Origin of the sequence: Pseudoalteromonas luteoviolacea NCIMB 1944 (assembly GCF_001625565.1) — a bacterium.
Lineage (GTDB): Bacteria > Pseudomonadota > Gammaproteobacteria > Enterobacterales > Alteromonadaceae > Pseudoalteromonas > Pseudoalteromonas luteoviolacea_F.
Genome location: NZ_AUXS01000013.1, coordinates 80679 through 97704, shown reverse-complemented (window position 1 = coordinate 97704; position 17026 = coordinate 80679). Strand labels below are relative to the sequence as shown.

Below are 17026 nucleotides of genomic sequence, written 5' to 3'. Positions count from 1 at the left end.
AGAAATAGAGAAGTAAAAAACCCAAAAACAACCCATTTACGATATTTTAATTCAAAACAATAGGGGCAAACTTACATTAGGGTAAACTACCTCAATATATCGAAGACAATTATGCATGTCAGATTTCTGTATTAAATTTTTGTGATTTACTTATTCAATTGATTATGATGTTTAATCCAAGACATAAAAGGACCACCGCAGTGAAACACATTTTGTTTTTTAAATTAGTCTCGTCATTTTGCTTATTGCTGTTTTTTAGCACACTAAGTCAAGCTGCTCCAGCACTGTGGAGCGTAGAAAAAAACGGGGTGACTTCCTATTTATTCGGTACTGTTCATGTTGGTGATCCAAGTATGCAAGGATTGCCTGGCAAGGTTAAAAGTGCCATTGAGCAGGCTGAGAATACCGTTGTAGAGCTCAATATGAGCGCGCTGTCAGCATTTGAAATTCAGACTAAAACAGCCGCATTTATTGCCAATTCCAATAGCCGCCCTCTGCCACTGGCAGTCTCCCAAAAAGTTTATAAACAACTCGAAGCCTATTTTACCAAGCGGGGGATCAATATCGCACTATTCAACAGTACGCCAGCGTGGGCTGTTATGCTCACAATTGTGCAACTTGAATATCAAAAAGCGGGATTAACTGATACTTATGGCATAGATAAACAAGTTATTGCACACGCAATTAAACATAAAAAAAACATTAAAGAGCTGGAGTTATTTGAGCAACAATTAGAAATGTTCAGCCAGATCGCGATTATGAGCGATGAGATGGTGACGCAAACTCTCTCTCAAATGGAAGAAGCTGATAAATTCATTAAAGATATGATAGAAGCCTGGAAAACAGGTGATGATGCTAAACTGGGCAAGTACTACGAGCTGAGCTTTGATGACTCAAAATATGCACGGCTTGCCGAACAAGTTCTCGTAATTGATCGCAACCATACCTGGGTTCGCACTCTTGCCCCCAATATGGGTAAAACATCGCATTTCATTGCCGTAGGTGCACTGCACTTGCCCAAACAACACGGCCTGATTGAATTGCTAAAAGCGCAAGGCTTTAAAGTGAAGAGAATATAAATTGGTCGGTGTAAGGATGCCTTGCACCGCTCCTTTTATCTACCAAGAAAACTCCGCCACCTAACCTAACCATCTTAAAAACCGTTAATTATTACAGTGAGTCGTTCACTACCGAGGGGGTGATTAGCAGTTCGACCTTTTCTCGTAAGGTTTTTAAATCCACAGGTTTAAATAAATGGGCATTCGCACCTAATTCATACACTCTATTAATAGCCTGCTCCGTGGTATTTGCGGTAAGCACCAAGATGGGCAACTCTAGTCCAAGGTTATGGCGGATCATTTTTATTGCCGTGAAACCATCCATCACAGGCATATTTAAATCCATCAATACCAAACTAAACTCTTGCTTTTGTAGCTCAGATAGCGCTTCTTGCCCATTTACTACATGTATTACTGACAGGCCCAACTTTTCCAATAATGTCACGACAACACGCGCATTTAGTAAGTTGTCCTCCACCAATAAAGCCGGATTTTCTCGACTCAATTCAAACGGTGTCAATGCAGCTGATTTAGCCACTTTCACCGGGATCTCTAATAATACCTGCGTACCGCTTGGTATATTATCCGTAAAACTCATTTCGCCACCGAGCATATTGATGATGAGCTGTGCGCGAGTCAGCCCCAACTGCATACCTTGATAATTCTCCTCTTCATCAATTTTGGCTTGGGTTTGACTTATACCTGGCCCGGTATCTGTGATCAGGCAGTGAAAGATGGCTTCTTCTTCACTCCTTTGATGACAATCCGCTTCTAGCCTCACTTCTCCGTATTCAGTGTATTTCACAGCATTATCTAATATTTGCCCAACCAACCAAGCTAACCGATTGTGATCACAATCGACAACTTGAGATAAACCAGACCCTAAGTCCGTTGTAAAATTTAATGATTTTTGCTGTAGCAGAGGCTTATAAATTGCTAACGAGTGAGACAAAGTATCAAATAGACAAGCGGTTTTATTGTCTAACTTAATTTCTTTATTCTCTGATAGAACATTGTAATCATCTATTGCTGAGAGCAGAATATTGAGCTGCTTTGCAGCGTGCTCGACAACCTCTAAATGAGCAGGTTGAGCTGATTCTTTAAACAGCGCAAGATACCCCATAACGGCTTGCAGTGGTGTACGCATCTCGTGACTTGCTCGCGCCAAGAACTCACTCTTACTACGCTTCAAGCGATTGGCTTCAATGCGCAGTGTCTGAAGCCGCGTAATTTTATTTTGAATGCTTTTTTCCATCGGATAGAAAATCCAACGCGCTTCAATAATGAGGATCAGCATGCCAAATAGCCAAATAAATAACTCGACATTTTGCAGCTTCTTTACTTTGTTAGTAGCAACTAACTCATGTAGTGTAACCGCCTGATCTAGTGCAACTAAAAGTTCGTTAGCTCGAGATTGCACTTGGATTAATTTTTCGACTTTCAAATTGCCGACAAGGGCTAGGCTATGCGCAGTTTTGACTAAATCAATGTACTCTTCAACCCGTGCTGCCAATGCAACCGGGGGGTGAAAATAAAACTGTTGCAGGTCAGAAGATAAATGACTATATCTACCACCCGACTTTGCTAATAAAAAAGCTTGGTTTTCAGCCATTTTATCTAATGCATCACGCAGCATTTGCTGTTCATCAAACGTACCTGGATGCTCGCGTATGTACTCAGCCCCTAATAGTAACGCCGTTTTTTGCGACAGCATTCTCTGCATCCCCGCCGTATTGATCACGTAAGTACTGGCAGCTTGCTGAGACAAGAGTATCTGCATTGTTGCCATCGCCGTAGTGATGACAATGATCATAATAGAAATCGCTAAAATATACCTGAAGCGAAATGTTTTCAATATCTTAAGCAACCGGCTGCCTCCGTGTTTGGCGCAAAATAATAGAGATAAAATTGAGCTGTATACAAACAGAAGTGTAGCTTAATTTCAGTCTTTTACAGATTGGAGCTTGACACCTAGACGGCCAAAATGTTTCAATCCCGTCTGACCCTATTATCGCAAAATAGCTGTAATGGCTATTTTGAGGGCTGGAAGAGGTGCGTTATTCAGGTAGCTAAATTGAGGAGAGCAAACTCCGATGACATTTAGTGAGGGGAATTAACGCCGAGAAGAAATCATCTTTGCTAATTGATTTTTTCGGGCGCATGGGCTGAATCCCAGCGACTGTCACCAACATATTTGGTGGAGAGCTTCTGGTCTTAGAAAGATAAGGCCATGCCTTATGCTATTTTAAGTCCATTGCTCTTCGAATTTTAATTGTTCGGAAGCTGGATTTGCACTTCAAGTCACCTTCCGAGCTGCATTTAAGTTCGGTAGAGATGAAATCTAAATACAACTTATCTGACTACCCGTTATGGACAGCGCTTGTTACGCCGTTCGACGATAACAACCACGTTGATTTTCACACGTTAGCGCAACTAGTACTTGCACAACAACAAGCTGGTAATGGCATACTTTTACTCGGTAGTACCGGTGAAGGGCTTGCACTGTCACAGCAAGAGCAGCGCGACATTGTGCGTTATGTTTGTGAGCTGTCGCCAACGGTGCCATTGATGGTTGCTATTGGCGGCCATGATCTTGCGTTACAACTCGACTGGGTTGAATTTTGCAACACCCAACCGATCGATGCCTTTTTGGTTGGCTCACCGCTCTACGCGAAGCCAGGTAACGTGGGCCTGACACACTGGTTTAAAACATTATTGGATGCCAGTAATCACCCATGCATGTTGTACAACGTTCCTGGACGCAGCGCTGTTTCAATAAGCCCAAATGTTATTGAAAATCTTGCTTCCCATCCCAAACTATGGGCGCTCAAAGAAGCCAGTGGTGATATTGCTACCTTTGAATCTTTCCGCAAAGCATCACCTGATCTCGCTATTTATAGTGGAGACGATGGATTGATGCCGTACTTTGCACAAGCGGGCGCAGCAGGCCTTGTCTCTGTTGCTGCCAATGCTTGGCCTCAGCAAACAGCAGAGTTTGTAAAGCGCTCGCTTGCTGGCACGTTTCCAAATTTATTTACCACTTGGACAGACGCGGTAAACAGCTTGTTTAGCGTAGCCAACCCGATCCCCGTCAAGGTCTTAATGCACTTGCAAGGACAGCTGGCTTCGCCGCGTCTTCGCCCACCACTGACCCACTTAGAGCTCAGTGACACAACGTTTATCAAAACCGCAAATTCAACTATTTTATCTTGGAGTTAAGGAAGTATACATGAGCTGGTTAACCCTATTAAACAACCTAGAAAATGGCACTGTTCGCGCAGCGACACAGGATGAACAAGGCAACTGGCATGCCAATGTCGAGGTCAAAGAAGGTATCCTAGAAGCCTTTAGAAACGGTACAAATACAGAATACCCAGGAGGCTTTGTCGACAAAGATAACTTAGCACCTCAAGGATTCGCGGCTGAAGCCGGTGTGAGAATGGTCCCAGGTGGAAGCAGCGTTCGACGTGGCGCATATGTCGCTTCAGGCACAATTATTATGCCACCAGCTTACGTGAATATCGGTGCGTATATCGATGAAGGTACTATGGTAGATAGCCATGCTTTGGTTGGCTCTTGTGCACAAATTGGTAAAAATGTGCATCTCAGCGCGGCCGTACAGGTAGGCGGTGTATTAGAGCCGGTCGGGGCAAGCCCAGTGGTCGTGGAAGACGATGCTTTCATTGGCGCAGGTTGCGTTTTAGTTGAAGGCGTTGTAGTGAAAAAAGGCGCTGTATTGGCACCTGGCGTTCGTCTCTCTGCAAGTATTCCTGTGTATGACTGCGTTAACGAAAGGGTATTAGAAAAAGGCGAAGCAATCCCTGAAAATGCCATTGTTATCCCAGGCTCTCGCCCTGCAAATGGTGAATGGGCACAACAGCAAGGTCTAAGCTTGTCCTGTGCTCTTATCGTCAAATACCGCGATGAGCAAAGTGATGCAGCCCTTGAGTTAGAAGAGGTGCTGCGCTAATGTCTGCTTTGAGTACGCCAGTAAAAACAGCGATTTCTGCTCTGGCGCAGAACCAGCATGAACCGTTCTATTTTTACGATTTAGATGCGTTGCACGCTCACCTGAGACAATTAAGTGAACAAACCGTTGTGAAACTTTGGTATGCAGTCAAGGCAAACCCATTGTCTAGTATTATTCAAACATTAGACCAAGCGGGATTTGATTTTGATGTTGCCAGTAGCGGCGAATTGCAACAGGTTTTAGCACAAGGCATCGATGCGAACCGCGTACTCAATACAGGACCAGCTAAGTCCAAACGCCAAATTGAAGAATTCTTAAACTCAGGTGTAACCACCTTTGTAGCGGAAAGCCTCAATCAGGTTGCTTGGCTGCAAGATGCAGCCAAGCGTCATAATGCTCAATTACGTATCTTGCTACGCGTTCAGTTACGCTGGCCCGATAATGAAAAAAACCCATTAGGCGGAGATAGCTTAACGCCATTTGGTTTAGGAACACAGGAATGGTCATCACTGTCTATCAGTGAATATGATCATTTGGATTTTGTCGGTCTGCATATCTTCCAGTGGGGTAATATGCTAGATGCGGCAAAATTAGCTTCTCTATGGCAGCAAATGATAGACCCACTCGTGACTTTAGCCGAACAACTCAATATCAATTTGCGTGTTTTAGATTTAGGTGGAGGCTTAGGCATTCCTTACACCGCATCTCAATCTGCGATTGATTGGTGTGCTATTTTAGACAGCTTAGAAAACATTAAGAAACAAGCCAATGTAGATGAGCTGTGGATGGAGCTAGGTAGGTATGCGGTGGGTGAATGCGGCTATTATATTAACCCTGTTGTGGAACAAAAGCGCAACTACAGTAGCAATCAGTTGATACTAGCAGGCGGCATAAATCATATTTTGCGCCCGGCCGTAACCGCACAGGCATTTCCCGCCGAACTGTTACGTGACAGCAGCTCTGCGCCGAAGACGTTTACCCTGCACGGCCCACTATGCACAGCCTTAGATCACTTGGGGGAACATACACTTCCAAGCGATATATCCGAACAAGATTGGATTGTATTTAGTCAGTGTGGTGCCTATGGTTTCACTGAAAGTATGCCCTACTTTCTCTGCCATACCCTGCCAAGCGAGTACACCTACCAGTCCGGTCAAACACGCTGCGTTAGACCCCCACTGACACCGCAGAATTATTTGAGGTAACCATGAATCAGATAACCCAAACATCCATTCAAGTTGCAGAGCTGGCTAACGGCCAAGCTATGTCGATCCCTGTTTTTACTGTTGGTGATCAGTGCGAAGGACCCAAAGTCTACATTCAAGCAAATATGCATGGCGCCGAAGTGCAGGGCAATGCCGTGATCTATGCTTTACTAGAAAAGCTAAAAACCGTTCAATTGCGCGGTTCAATTACCTTGGTTCCCTATGCAAATCCGATCGGATGTAATCAAAAGTCAGGAGAGTTTACACTGGGCCGCTTTGACCCCATCACCGGAGAGAATTGGAATCGCCTGTATCATGATCATACTCATCTGGTCGCTGACTTTGCCGAAAAGTACGTTGATGCTTCTGAGCAAGTGATCCGCAGAGAATTTAAACAGCTATTAATTAGTAAAACGGATGAGATACTTACCCAACCGTTACACCAGCTCAAAACCGGCAAGCGCATTGCAGTCAATCTTCAACGCCTTGCTCATGAGGCTGACTTAGTCCTTGATTTACATACGGGACCTGTTTCTGCAAAACACTTGTACTGCCCAGAATATGCACAGGCGAGCGCTAAATACTTTGACATTCCTCACACATTACTGATCCCTAATGAGTTTGATGGTGCAATGGACGAAGCTTGTTTTTGTCCTTGGTGGCAACTCAGCGAGGCGTTCAGCGCACTAGGTAGAGATTTTACAACGGCAAATGAGGCATTTACTGTAGAGCTTGGATCTCAGGAGCACATTGACCTGAGCGAAGCACAACAAGATGCCAATAGCCTCCTGAGCTATCTAACTCATAAAGAAGTGATCCTAGACAGTACGTACCAACCTAAACCAATACAACGATATGCTTGCTATTTGCAAGACTATGTAGCCTTTTACGCCCCGATAGGCGGTATGGTGGAATACCAAGCTGCGCTTGGTGGACATATTAAAGCCGGAGAGACACTCGTCAATATTTTGCGTATGGACAAATATGCGCAAGGCGAGGCTTTAAACCCGATTACGTTTGACAGTGATGCCATTGCCATATTGCACTTTGCTTCTGCAAGTGTAAACCAAGGTACCGAACTGTATAAGTTATTTACTAATTACTTTGAACTCTAAAAAATTGCGTGAGAGTAGGTAGGTCTGAGACTTACTTGCTAAGGTGTGGTGACATGGTCGCCACCCTTTTTTTAATTTTTCACCATATCTCTAGTGCCTACCATCTTTAGAAATCCTTTTGCGTATTTGAATTTATCTCACTTTACAAGCGGTTGAATTTTAAACAACCTATTAATTCGTTAATGCAGATTTTTAAAAGGAAATAATGATGAAAATGCAAATAAATAAAAAACACCTAAAAACCCTGTCACAAGATAAACAATTGCTACCTAATGAAAACACGCCCCATGTAGCTGGCGGTACAGGGTCATGGCCGACACCTGCAACTACTACAGTTAGACAGAGAACTTGCCCGACTGGCGATGCTTGTAAGACTAATCAGGGGATTTACTGCGTTACACGTTAGGCCCCCCCCCCTTAAAAGTAAAAAAGCCAACGTGTGCACACGTTGGCTTTTTTGTCATTTACACTCGGTAAGCTATGGGCGAGGAATAAACCCTAATGCGTCATAAACCGATTTCAGTGTTTTTTCGGCGCGTTCACCTGCTTTTTCTGCACCACTGCGCATAATATTGTCAAGAAGCGCCTGATCAGCTCTAATTTCTTTAAAGCGCTCTTGGATTGGCGTTAACATTTCAACCACAGCAGCAGCCGTATCCTTTTTCAAATGGCCATACATTTTATCTTCGTATTCTGGCACAAGTGCTTCTACTGAACGGCCCGTTGCAACTGACAGTAAAGTTAGCAGATTAGATACACCCGGTTTCTCTTGTCGGTCAAAATAAATACGCGCCTGTTCGTCCGAGTCCGTCACGGCTTTTTTGAGTTTTTTCTCAATCTTTTTTGGTTCGTCTAATAGCAAGACAAACGCATTTGGATTGTCATCAGACTTTGACATCTTTTTCAACGGATCTTGCAAGCTCATTACGCGCGCGCCTAGCTCAGGAATGTACGGCTCTGGTACTTTGAATACATCACCATAAATATTGTTGAAACGCGTCGCTATGTCACGTGTGAGCTCTAGGTGTTGCTTCTGATCCTCACCCACTGGTACTTGATCTGCTTGATACAATAAAATATCGGCAGCTTGTAACACTGGGTATGAGAATAAACCGACGTTGACATTATTCGCATGCTTCGACGACTTATCTTTGAATTGGGTCATGCGATTCAATTCACCCATTTGTGCATAGCAGTTTAGTACCCAGCCTAACTGCGCATGTTCAGGTACTTGAGACTGAACAAAGAGTGCCGACTTCTCAGGGTCGATACCACATGCTGTGTACATAGCAATGCCATCTAATACACGCTCGCGCAAAGCGGCAGGGTCTTGGCGCACAGTAATGGCGTGAAGATCAACTAACATAAAGAAACAATCGTGATCTTCTTGTAGCTTAAGCCACTGGTTTATGGCACCTACGTAATTGCCTATTGTCATACCACCGGTTGGCTGAATGCCACTTAATACTACTGGTTTTGTCATCTTGTTCCTTTATCTCAATTATGGTTTGTTAAAATGGGAATTATATCTGAGAACTGCTCACAGAGGTACTGTGGATTAAATTGCGAGAGTGCTTCCCCCTGATTATACCCATAGTTCAAAGCGATCACAGGCATATCCGCACTGTGTGCCGCTAAAATATCACTTTTGGAATCACCTATCATAATGGCTTGAGAAGCGCTCACACCGAGTTGTTCACACGCTTTCTCAAGCAATTGAGGATCTGGTTTCTTGTTTCCATCATCACCACATACGATAACATCAAAATGCTTGGTAATGTTAAGTTTTTGCAAAAGTTGTAATGTAAATACTCTATCTTTGTTCGTCACTAATGCTTTTGGTACACTCCCGAGTTCATATAGGCCTAATTCTACACCGGGGTAAAGCTCGGCATACTCACCGACTAACTCTTGGTAGTGTGATTTAAATCTCTCTGTTGCTTGTTTGACAAGCGTCGCTGAGAGATCAGGGTTAATCTCACTATCACAGCTCAGTCCACGCTGGACGAGCTTGTCTATGCCATTTCCAACCCATTGTTGTACCTGCATTTGTGAAACAACAGGAAAAGCAACATCTGATAGCGCCAAATTGAGCGCTAAGTGCATATCTTGAATACTGTTGACTAAGGTGCCATCAAGATCGAATAAAATCCCTTCGATATTCATTAGCGTACCTTAGCGAGCTCTTGACGCATTGCATCAATAACCGATTTATAGTCAGGTTGATTAAAGATAGCTGAACCCGCCACAAACATATCTGCGCCAGCTGCTGCAATTTGCGCAATATTGTCTACCTTCACACCGCCATCGACCTCTAAGCGAATTTTTTTACCTGATGCTTCGATACGCTCTCTTACTTGTTTTAGTTTATCGAGTGTATTGGGAATAAAGCTTTGCCCACCAAAACCTGGGTTCACTGACATCAGTAATATTTGATCAACTTTGTCCATAACATAGTCAAGGCAATGTAATGACGTAGCAGGATTAAGTACCAAGCCTGCCTCACACCCCTGCTCTTTGATCAAAGCAAGACTGCGATCAACATGTTCACTCGCCTCTGGGTGAAATGTAATGATGTCAGCACCTGCTTTGGCAAAGCTTGGGATCAACGCATCTACCGGTTTAATCATTAAATGCACGTCAATTGGCGCTGTAATACCATAATTTCTTAGTGCCTCACAGATCATTGGCCCAAATGTCAGATTTGGTACATAGTGATTATCCATCACATCAAAATGCACGACGTCTGCACCTGCATTAATTACTTTTTCAACATCGCTACCTAGACGTGCGAAGTCGGCTGACAAAATAGATGGTGCAATTAGAAATTCAGGTTGTGCATTTACTGAAGACATGAGTTCCCCTTAAAGTTAGCTTCCGCCGCTACTTTAACTTAAATTGCCCGGAAATACACGGGCAAGCAATTGCCAATTTGCGAGCAACTTACAGAGAAAAGAGATAAATCGATTGTTTAATAAATATCCATAGTGTACTATTTAAGGATAGCTAATCGCTGAGGGGATGGTTATGGTAACATGGCTTCAAACACGGACAGTATTGTTGGCAATCGCAGCTGTGGTTTCGGTAGGTGTATTTTCATTTGGAGATAACGATATTGAAACGGCTCAGTTTAGTCAGTGTGAGTGTGTCGACTCAACTTACAATTATAATGAACAGCACTGCAAACGCGAAGCACATACAAGTTGGTATGCGTGGTTAACTGGTGGTAGCAGCAATGCACAGTTTCACTACCTAGATTTATTAGAGCTTTTAATTGGCTCTGATGACCAACAAGACAGTTCGAGCATTTCTAAAATTTAATTGACAGCATAAAGGACGCATCATGATGGTTTTCTTAAGCATCTTTCAGAGCGTCCTCGCTGCTATGTTTGGCGTACAGAGCAGCAAAAAATACCACCGCGACTTCAAAAGTAGTCACTTTTGGCCATACGCCGTCATCGCAACCCTTTTCGTAGTCATCTTCGTTGTTAGCTTAATTTTTCTTGTTGATGGTGTTATTGCTACCGCACAAAATCATTAATTACGTGATGAATGTGCGCTATACAGCGCCATCAGTTCATTGACTTTATTGCGCCCATTCCCTTTTGGACTGATTGTCCTTTTTACTTGAATTACATCCAAATGCGCCTCACTGTATATTTTTCTCGTCCATACAGTTTCATGATTTGAGATAAGTACAGGTTTGTTGTTATCAAATGCGGCACGCTCAGCTAGATTTGCCAGCTGGGCTTGATCATCAAGGTTAAATCCACCCTTGGCATAGCTTGTAAAAGAGGCTGTTTTGCTCAGAGGTACATAGGGAGGATCACAGTAAATCACTGAGTTTTTAGGTAACTGTTTAAACACTTGTTCATAGCTTAAACAGGTGAAGGTTGCATTTTGGGCCTTCTCGGCAAAATGGTATAACTCATTTTCTGGAAAATAGGGCTTTTTGTACTTACCAAAGGGCACATTGAATATCCCCTTTAAATTATATCGACACAGCCCGTTATAGCCATGGCGATTCATATAAAGAAACAAAATGGCCCGTTCATAAACATCAACGCACTCGTTAAATTGCTGACGATATTCATAGTAAGCATCCGCACAGTTATTTTGCTCAACAAATAACTTTTTCGCATCTGCGATAAACTCATCCGGTGCACGCTGAATTTCTTTATACAAGTTAATTAAATCGGCATTGATGTCATTCAACACATAACGCTTAAAATCGCTATTTAAAAACACAGAGCCAGCACCCACAAAAGGCTCAACCAAAGTTTCTGCCTCACTGTTTGCACTGCGCAATCGTTTAGTGATCTCTTCCACTAAACTATATTTTCCGCCTGCCCATTTAAGAAAGGCTCTGGTTTTTTTCTGCATGATCGATCTAATTACTCAAAAGTAGCGGGATTTTACACTATTTTTTTTACTGTGACTGTTGGATTTGCTGCTTTATTTGGGAGATCCGTTTAAAAAAGGGCTTAGCAGCCAATAATTCAGCATTTAAATTACCTCGAGCCAATTTAGCGTCATCTAGCTGAGCAAAAGGTGCCAAAGTAACAAACCACCAAACCTTGCCATTTTTGTTCACTTCAGCCACTTTAATGTTAGGCAAAGCATGTTTAGCAATGAAATCATCGGCCACTTTTCTTTCCGTCACAGCCAACAACTGAATGCTCCACTCCGTATCAGATCTTAATAAAAACCACTGATTATCATGAGATATATCTACTCTGTGATCGGTATTTTCAGACACTACTTGAGCGCTTGCTTCTGTTTGAGTCTCTGCGCGTTTGTTCGGCTGTAATGCTGTAACAACTTGCGCTACATCTTGCTCGCCAAGTTCAGGACCGAGCTCTGTGGCACTAGTTTCACTGCGCTGCATAGTATCGACTGCCACTTCACTATTAGTTACACTGCTCGACGGCGCTGATAACAATGCATTCAATACAGCTGAGACTTGTTCTTGCTCTGGCTTATTTTGTACCTCAAGTTCGCTTCGAGCAGACTTAGATACCGCCTCAACTTCTGGTTGCACTTGCTTTGCTTCAAGCACATGCTCTGCCTCAAGCACAGTCGGCTCAGATAAAATAGCGGTCTGTTGCTTCGCTATTTCTTGCTTTGTTCCTAATAGATCAAGTAACTGCTTATTGTACAAAGCAGCTACCAAACACAAAGTGAGGATCAGTGAAAAGGCAGCAATAAAAAAGTGCTTTTGTTTCAACCTTGGCTGCAAACCCGCTCTTAAATCAAGCTGCTGCTCTTCTTGTTGCCAATCAAGCAGTACACTTGGGTTGCCCCGAGCTTCGGTTAAGAATGTTTTAAATATAGGATCATCATCAGGCGGCAACTGCGTAAAAAACATTTTCATCAATTGCTTGGATTCAGCATGCGACAGCGGCTCCAAATGAATATCCAATGCATTCGGCAACATATTGGGTGCTTGTGCAGTGACTAATATGTAAAGGGTGTTTGGCGCTCTTACTGCGAGATTTTGCAGCTCCTGGATCAGTTCATCACTGAGGTGTCTTGCACCATCAAGTACCCATAAACACGGCTCTGCTGGTTGCTCGCTGTTTAAAACGAAAAAATTTTCCGTCAGTGAAAGTTTTTGATCTACCAGAGGCGCTCGAAAAGTGTGCTCCATCAGCTGTCGAACAATATCGACATCTTTGGTGTGTGCACTTAATTGAATAAAGGCTTTCGAAAAATCACTGTATTTATCTGTTATAAAGCTTTCAGCCAAATAGCTTTTACCCAAGCCTGAATTGCCGACCAGACAAATTAAGCTCTGCCCATATTCAAATTGCATTGCAATTCTATCGACCAAGGCAGAACGGCTTGGCAATATTTGAGACTGCATTACTGCCCTATTAAATGACCTACATTAGCATCAGACACGTCATCTACCAGCTCACATACACCTAGCGAAGTTGGTACTATAAATCTGATTTTACCTTTTTTATTTTTCTTGTCTTTGCGCATATGGTGAATAAACTGCTCAGACGTCATTTCTGTTGGGGGTGAAGTTGGCAAATCATATTGAGCCAGCAAGTTGCGAACACGTGTTACTTCTGCTTTGTTAATGTCACCTCGCTGTTGCCCAAGCTCCATGGCCAGTGCAATGCCCGCCGCAACCGCTTCACCATGCAGCCAATTGCCATAACCCATTTGCGCCTCTATAGCGTGGCCAAAGGTGTGTCCCAAATTAAGCAATGCACGCAAACCCGCTTCTTTTTCATCTTTAGCAACAATTTCTGCTTTGATTTCACAGCAGCGATAAATAATTTGATTAAGGCTCTCAGTATTGAGCGATTTTAATTGGGTCGCATCACTTTCTAACTTTGTTAGAAAATCAGCATCATAGATAAGACCATATTTTATCACCTCAGCCATGCCGGCAGAAAACTCCCGTGCGGGCAAAGTATTTAACGAGTTGGTATCGATAAAAACGGCTTTAGGTTGATAAAACGCACCAATCATGTTTTTCCCAAGAGGGTGATTAACTGCCGTTTTACCACCCACAGATGAATCTACCTGAGAAAGTAATGTTGTTGGTATCTGAATGAATGGCACACCACGTTGGTATGCTGACGCAACAAACCCAGTTAAATCTCCGATAACACCGCCGCCTAAAGCGATTAAACAAGTATCTCTGCCACAGTTATTTTCGAGTAGGAAGGCGCAGATTTTCTCAAACCAATCTAAGGATTTGTACTGTTCGCCATCTGGAATAACAAAGTGTAGTGGAGATAAGTCGCTGAGTTGAGATTCAATGACTTCGAGATAAAGAGGTGCAACTGTTTCATTGCTAATGATCACAGGGCGACTTTGACCTACGTGTTCAATTAATCGCCCTTTGTCCGATAGTAGATTTTCTCCAATATAGATGGGATAGCTCCGCTCGTTTAAATCCACATTCAATTCAAGCATCACTACACCCTCCTTTTTATATTGGCAATTAAAAATCTAATTTATCGATAATTTGATTTGCTACTACTTTGGCACTTTGCTCATCAGTGCGTACAACAATGTCAGCCACTTCGCTATATAAGTGGTTTCGTTGCTCAGCCAAATCTTCTAAAATTTTTCTTGAGTCTTCACCAGTCTGCAATAAAGGACGGCGCTTATCTCGCTGTGTTCGAGCCACTTGTTTTTCAATGGGTGTTTCTAAATATACTACAATCCCACGAGCTGACAGTTTGTTGCGCACTTCTTTACTGATCACCGAACCACCGCCTGTCGCCAGTACGATACCCTGCTTCTCAGTTAAGTCTGAAATTACAGTTTCTTCACGCTTACGAAAACCTTCTTCTCCTTCGATATCAAAGACCCAAGCAATATCAGCACCCGTGCGGCGCTCTATTTCCTGATCCGAATCAAAAAACTCAAGGTGTAACTGATCGGCAATGTGACGACCAATTGTGCTTTTACCAGCCCCCATAGGGCCTACTAGAAATATATTACGTTTCTCAGCCATATCTATTTAGTACAAACGAACTCTAAAATTTGAAATAAAACCCCGCCTAACGACCTGGCCCCAAAATTAAGGAGGGGATTATCTCAGTATTCTATTCAACATTTCAAGTCAAAAGGCGTAAAATCCGCCTTTATTTGTTAATTTGTCACCATTACAAATTGTCATTCATAATTCTGGGCGTGACAAAAATCAATAACTCTCTCTTTTCATTAATCTCTTTGGTGTTTCTAAACAACACCCCAAGATACGGCACATCTCCAAGAAGTGGTACTTTACTCACCGCATTTGTTGTTTCTTGTTGGTAAATACCGCCCAGAACAACAGTTTGGCCGTTGTCGACCAACACTTGGGTCTGGATTTGTTGGGTGTTAATTGCCACAGCAGGACCATTGGCGGTTTGTACTGTATCACCTCGCGTATCTTGAGTGATAATTAAATCTAAAATAATTTTATTATCTGGTGTAATTTGCGGTGTTACTTCCAAACTTAACACGGCCTTTTTAAATTCAACAGACGTTGCCCCACTAGAGGACGCTTCAACAAAGGGGATCTCGGTACCTTGCTCTATTCGGGCCGTTTTCTGGTTGGCCGTTGTGATACTCGGCGTGGCAATGATTTCACCTTTATTTTCTTGCTCAAGTGCCGACAACTCTAAGTCTATTAACGTGCCGTCAGACAGCTTGGCAATGTGCATACCAACACTCGCAGCAGTAGCAGGCGCGGGTAAATTCACATTCAATCTATCTTCCAGTCCCGGGATCGTCCCGCCAGACAGTAAATCAGCAGCAGTTAAATTACCAGATAATGCATCATTGCCCTGCTGATCGCTAAATCCCCAACGGATCCCCAAATCTTCTTGAATATTATCCGTCACGGTCACCATACGAGACTCAATACGTACCTGTTTGACAGGTACATCGAGTTTCTCAACCATCCGCCTGATACTTTCGATACTACGTGCGGTATCTTTAATTAATAATGTATTTGTTCTCGCATCGACAGAGACGCTACCACGTAAACTGATAATTGAGTTTACGTCAGTTTTAAGCAAGTCGGAAAACTCTTGTGCCTTTGCATAGTTCAACTGAATATATTCAGTATACAAAGGCTCTAGTTCCTCTACTTGTTTTCTCGCTTGCAACTCTTTTGCTTCTCGCGCACTCAACTCCTCAGAAGGTGCAACCATCAAGATAGAGCCTTCCATGCGTTTATCAAGGCCTTTAACCCGTAACACCACATCTAGCGCTTGATCCCACGGAACACCATCTAAGCGCAACGTAATATTACCCGATACAGAGTCACTGGTTACCAAGTTAAAATTATTGGTATCCGCAATTATCTGTAACACAGAGCGAACCGGGATATCTTGAAAGTTTAAGGTGATAGGCTGTCCCTGATAGGATTTGCTTTCACCAAATTGAAATTCATTACTGTCTTTCTCAACTGTCAAAGTGAAAATATTTTCTAGCTGCTGATAGTTGAATTTAAACGCAGAATTTGGCTCAATCACTATTCGCGTTTTAGTATCTTCTCGGAACGTTTCAATTTTACCAACGACTGTGCCAAAGTCTGTTACGTCCAACTCATATAAATGTTCATCCGGAATACTTATATGATGGAAATCAGCGATGATCTTATCACCCACTTGTTGCACATCTATTGCACTTTGCGCCGAATCTAAAAATGCGAGGATCTGTGCCGCCCCCTCTGAGGTGCGTTTAAAGTCAATACTCTGAATCCCATTAATATATTGACTTGCTTGCTCAACTGAACTCTCGTCTGGAATTGGTTGATCTGACACCTGCAGATACACCAAGTTATTTTTGACCGTTGTCTTATATAACTTTAGCTCTTCCAACATGATAGTAATTTTAAAGCCGTCAGACTCCATATTACTTTTAATTGCTCGGATCCCAGCTTTGTTAATTGCCAATTCCTTGAGGCTTTCTTCGAATTCCGCACCGACAAAAAACAGTTCCAATCGCGCTGGTTCACTCAAAACTTGTACTTGAGGCTCGGTTTCAAGCTGCTCATCGAACACCAACTGTAATTCAGTCTCTCCCGAGGCAATTGGGTTGTAACGTACATCATAGAGCATGGGGATAGCATGAGAGAGCATAGAAGCTCCTAAAAATGCACCGCCAATTAATGTTTTCGCAAAACTATTTGCTAGGTTGCGCGTCATAGTCGTATCA

Annotated in this window: 17 protein-coding genes and 1 riboswitch; of the genes, 8 read left to right on the top strand and 9 right to left on the bottom strand. The window is 42.9% G+C overall.

Annotated elements, in window-relative coordinates:
- The first annotated feature begins 200 nt into the window (after positions 1 to 200).
- A complete protein-coding gene (locus N483_RS02365; protein ID WP_023397704.1) occupies positions 201 to 1079 on the top strand; it encodes a TraB/GumN family protein in 879 nt (292 codons plus the stop codon).
- A 91-nt stretch (positions 1080 to 1170) separates the two neighbouring features.
- Here N483_RS02365 and N483_RS02360 read toward each other — a convergent pair whose 3' ends face one another.
- Positions 1171 to 2871 carry a hybrid sensor histidine kinase/response regulator gene (locus tag N483_RS02360; RefSeq protein ID WP_023397703.1) on the bottom strand — a complete coding sequence of 567 codons (1701 nt, stop codon included), beginning with the start codon at positions 2869 to 2871 and terminating at the stop codon, positions 1171 to 1173.
- Positions 2872 to 3097: 226 nt separating this feature from the next.
- Positions 3098 to 3274, top strand: a riboswitch (Lysine riboswitch).
- A 118-nt stretch (positions 3275 to 3392) separates the two neighbouring features.
- Between N483_RS02360 and dapA the strand changes: the two genes are divergently transcribed.
- The 5 genes from dapA to N483_RS02335 all read left to right on the top strand — a co-directional run bounded on the left by dapA (position 3393) and on the right by N483_RS02335 (position 7754).
- On the top strand, positions 3393 to 4277 hold the full coding sequence (gene dapA / locus N483_RS02355; protein WP_036975095.1) for a 4-hydroxy-tetrahydrodipicolinate synthase: 885 nt from the start codon (positions 3393 to 3395) through the stop codon (positions 4275 to 4277).
- A gap of 10 nt (positions 4278 to 4287) precedes the next feature.
- Positions 4288 to 5028 (top strand): 2,3,4,5-tetrahydropyridine-2,6-dicarboxylate N-succinyltransferase, encoded by a 741-nt coding sequence (locus N483_RS02350; protein ID WP_023397701.1) that lies wholly within the window; start codon positions 4288 to 4290, stop codon positions 5026 to 5028.
- Positions 5028 to 6233 carry a PLP-dependent decarboxylase gene (locus N483_RS02345; protein WP_023397700.1) on the top strand — a complete coding sequence of 402 codons (1206 nt, stop codon included), beginning with the start codon at positions 5028 to 5030 and terminating at the stop codon, positions 6231 to 6233. Before N483_RS02350 ends, N483_RS02345 begins: the two co-directional genes overlap by 1 nt.
- 2 nt (positions 6234 to 6235) lie before the next feature.
- Positions 6236 to 7348 carry a succinylglutamate desuccinylase/aspartoacylase family protein gene (locus N483_RS02340; protein WP_023397699.1) on the top strand — a complete coding sequence of 371 codons (1113 nt, stop codon included), beginning with the start codon at positions 6236 to 6238 and terminating at the stop codon, positions 7346 to 7348.
- A 208-nt stretch (positions 7349 to 7556) separates the two neighbouring features.
- Entirely contained in the window at positions 7557 to 7754 is a 198-nt protein-coding gene (locus N483_RS02335; protein WP_023397698.1) for a hypothetical protein, read from the top strand.
- A gap of 72 nt (positions 7755 to 7826) precedes the next feature.
- Here the strand turns inward: N483_RS02335 and trpS are convergent, their stop codons facing one another.
- Genes trpS through rpe form a run of 3 tightly spaced genes read right to left on the bottom strand, consistent with a single transcriptional unit; the run spans position 7827 to position 10203 of the window.
- Positions 7827 to 8831 carry a tryptophan--tRNA ligase gene (gene trpS / locus N483_RS02330; protein WP_023397697.1) on the bottom strand — a complete coding sequence of 335 codons (1005 nt, stop codon included), beginning with the start codon at positions 8829 to 8831 and terminating at the stop codon, positions 7827 to 7829.
- A gap of 14 nt (positions 8832 to 8845) precedes the next feature.
- Positions 8846 to 9514 carry an HAD family hydrolase gene (locus N483_RS02325; RefSeq protein ID WP_023397696.1) on the bottom strand — a complete coding sequence of 223 codons (669 nt, stop codon included), beginning with the start codon at positions 9512 to 9514 and terminating at the stop codon, positions 8846 to 8848.
- Positions 9514 to 10203, bottom strand: coding sequence for a ribulose-phosphate 3-epimerase (rpe, locus tag N483_RS02320; protein ID WP_023397695.1), 690 nt, complete (start codon positions 10201 to 10203; stop codon positions 9514 to 9516). Before rpe ends, N483_RS02325 begins: the two co-directional genes overlap by 1 nt.
- Before the next feature lie 172 nt (positions 10204 to 10375).
- Between rpe and N483_RS02315 the strand changes: the two genes are divergently transcribed.
- Together N483_RS02315 and N483_RS02310 are read left to right on the top strand one after the other, a co-directional pair.
- On the top strand, positions 10376 to 10669 hold the full coding sequence (locus N483_RS02315; protein ID WP_023397694.1) for a hypothetical protein: 294 nt from the start codon (positions 10376 to 10378) through the stop codon (positions 10667 to 10669).
- Between the two features lie 22 nt (positions 10670 to 10691).
- Positions 10692 to 10889 carry a DUF2970 domain-containing protein gene (locus tag N483_RS02310; protein ID WP_023397693.1) on the top strand — a complete coding sequence of 66 codons (198 nt, stop codon included), beginning with the start codon at positions 10692 to 10694 and terminating at the stop codon, positions 10887 to 10889.
- On the opposite strand, the gene N483_RS02305 is transcribed toward N483_RS02310, so the two are convergent.
- From N483_RS02305 to pilQ, 5 genes are all read right to left on the bottom strand, one after another.
- Positions 10886 to 11731 carry a Dam family site-specific DNA-(adenine-N6)-methyltransferase gene (locus tag N483_RS02305; protein WP_023397692.1) on the bottom strand — a complete coding sequence of 282 codons (846 nt, stop codon included), beginning with the start codon at positions 11729 to 11731 and terminating at the stop codon, positions 10886 to 10888. The two genes, N483_RS02310 and N483_RS02305, sit on opposite strands and share 4 nt — an antisense overlap.
- Before the next feature lie 46 nt (positions 11732 to 11777).
- On the bottom strand, positions 11778 to 13214 hold the full coding sequence (locus tag N483_RS02300) for an AAA family ATPase (protein WP_023397691.1): 1437 nt from the start codon (positions 13212 to 13214) through the stop codon (positions 11778 to 11780).
- The gene (aroB, locus tag N483_RS02295; protein ID WP_023397690.1) at positions 13214 to 14284 is read right to left on the bottom strand and encodes a 3-dehydroquinate synthase; all 1071 of its coding nucleotides are present in this window, start codon (positions 14282 to 14284) and stop codon (positions 13214 to 13216) included. Before aroB ends, N483_RS02300 begins: the two co-directional genes overlap by 1 nt.
- 28 nt (positions 14285 to 14312) lie before the next feature.
- Positions 14313 to 14831, bottom strand: a complete 519-nt coding sequence (gene aroK, locus N483_RS02290) for a shikimate kinase AroK (RefSeq protein ID WP_036975093.1) — start codon at positions 14829 to 14831, stop codon at positions 14313 to 14315.
- Positions 14832 to 14982: 151 nt separating this feature from the next.
- Positions 14983 to 17016 (bottom strand): type IV pilus secretin PilQ family protein, encoded by a 2034-nt coding sequence (gene pilQ / locus N483_RS02285; protein ID WP_023397688.1) that lies wholly within the window; start codon positions 17014 to 17016, stop codon positions 14983 to 14985.
- Between the last annotated feature and the right edge of the window lie 10 nt (positions 17017 to 17026).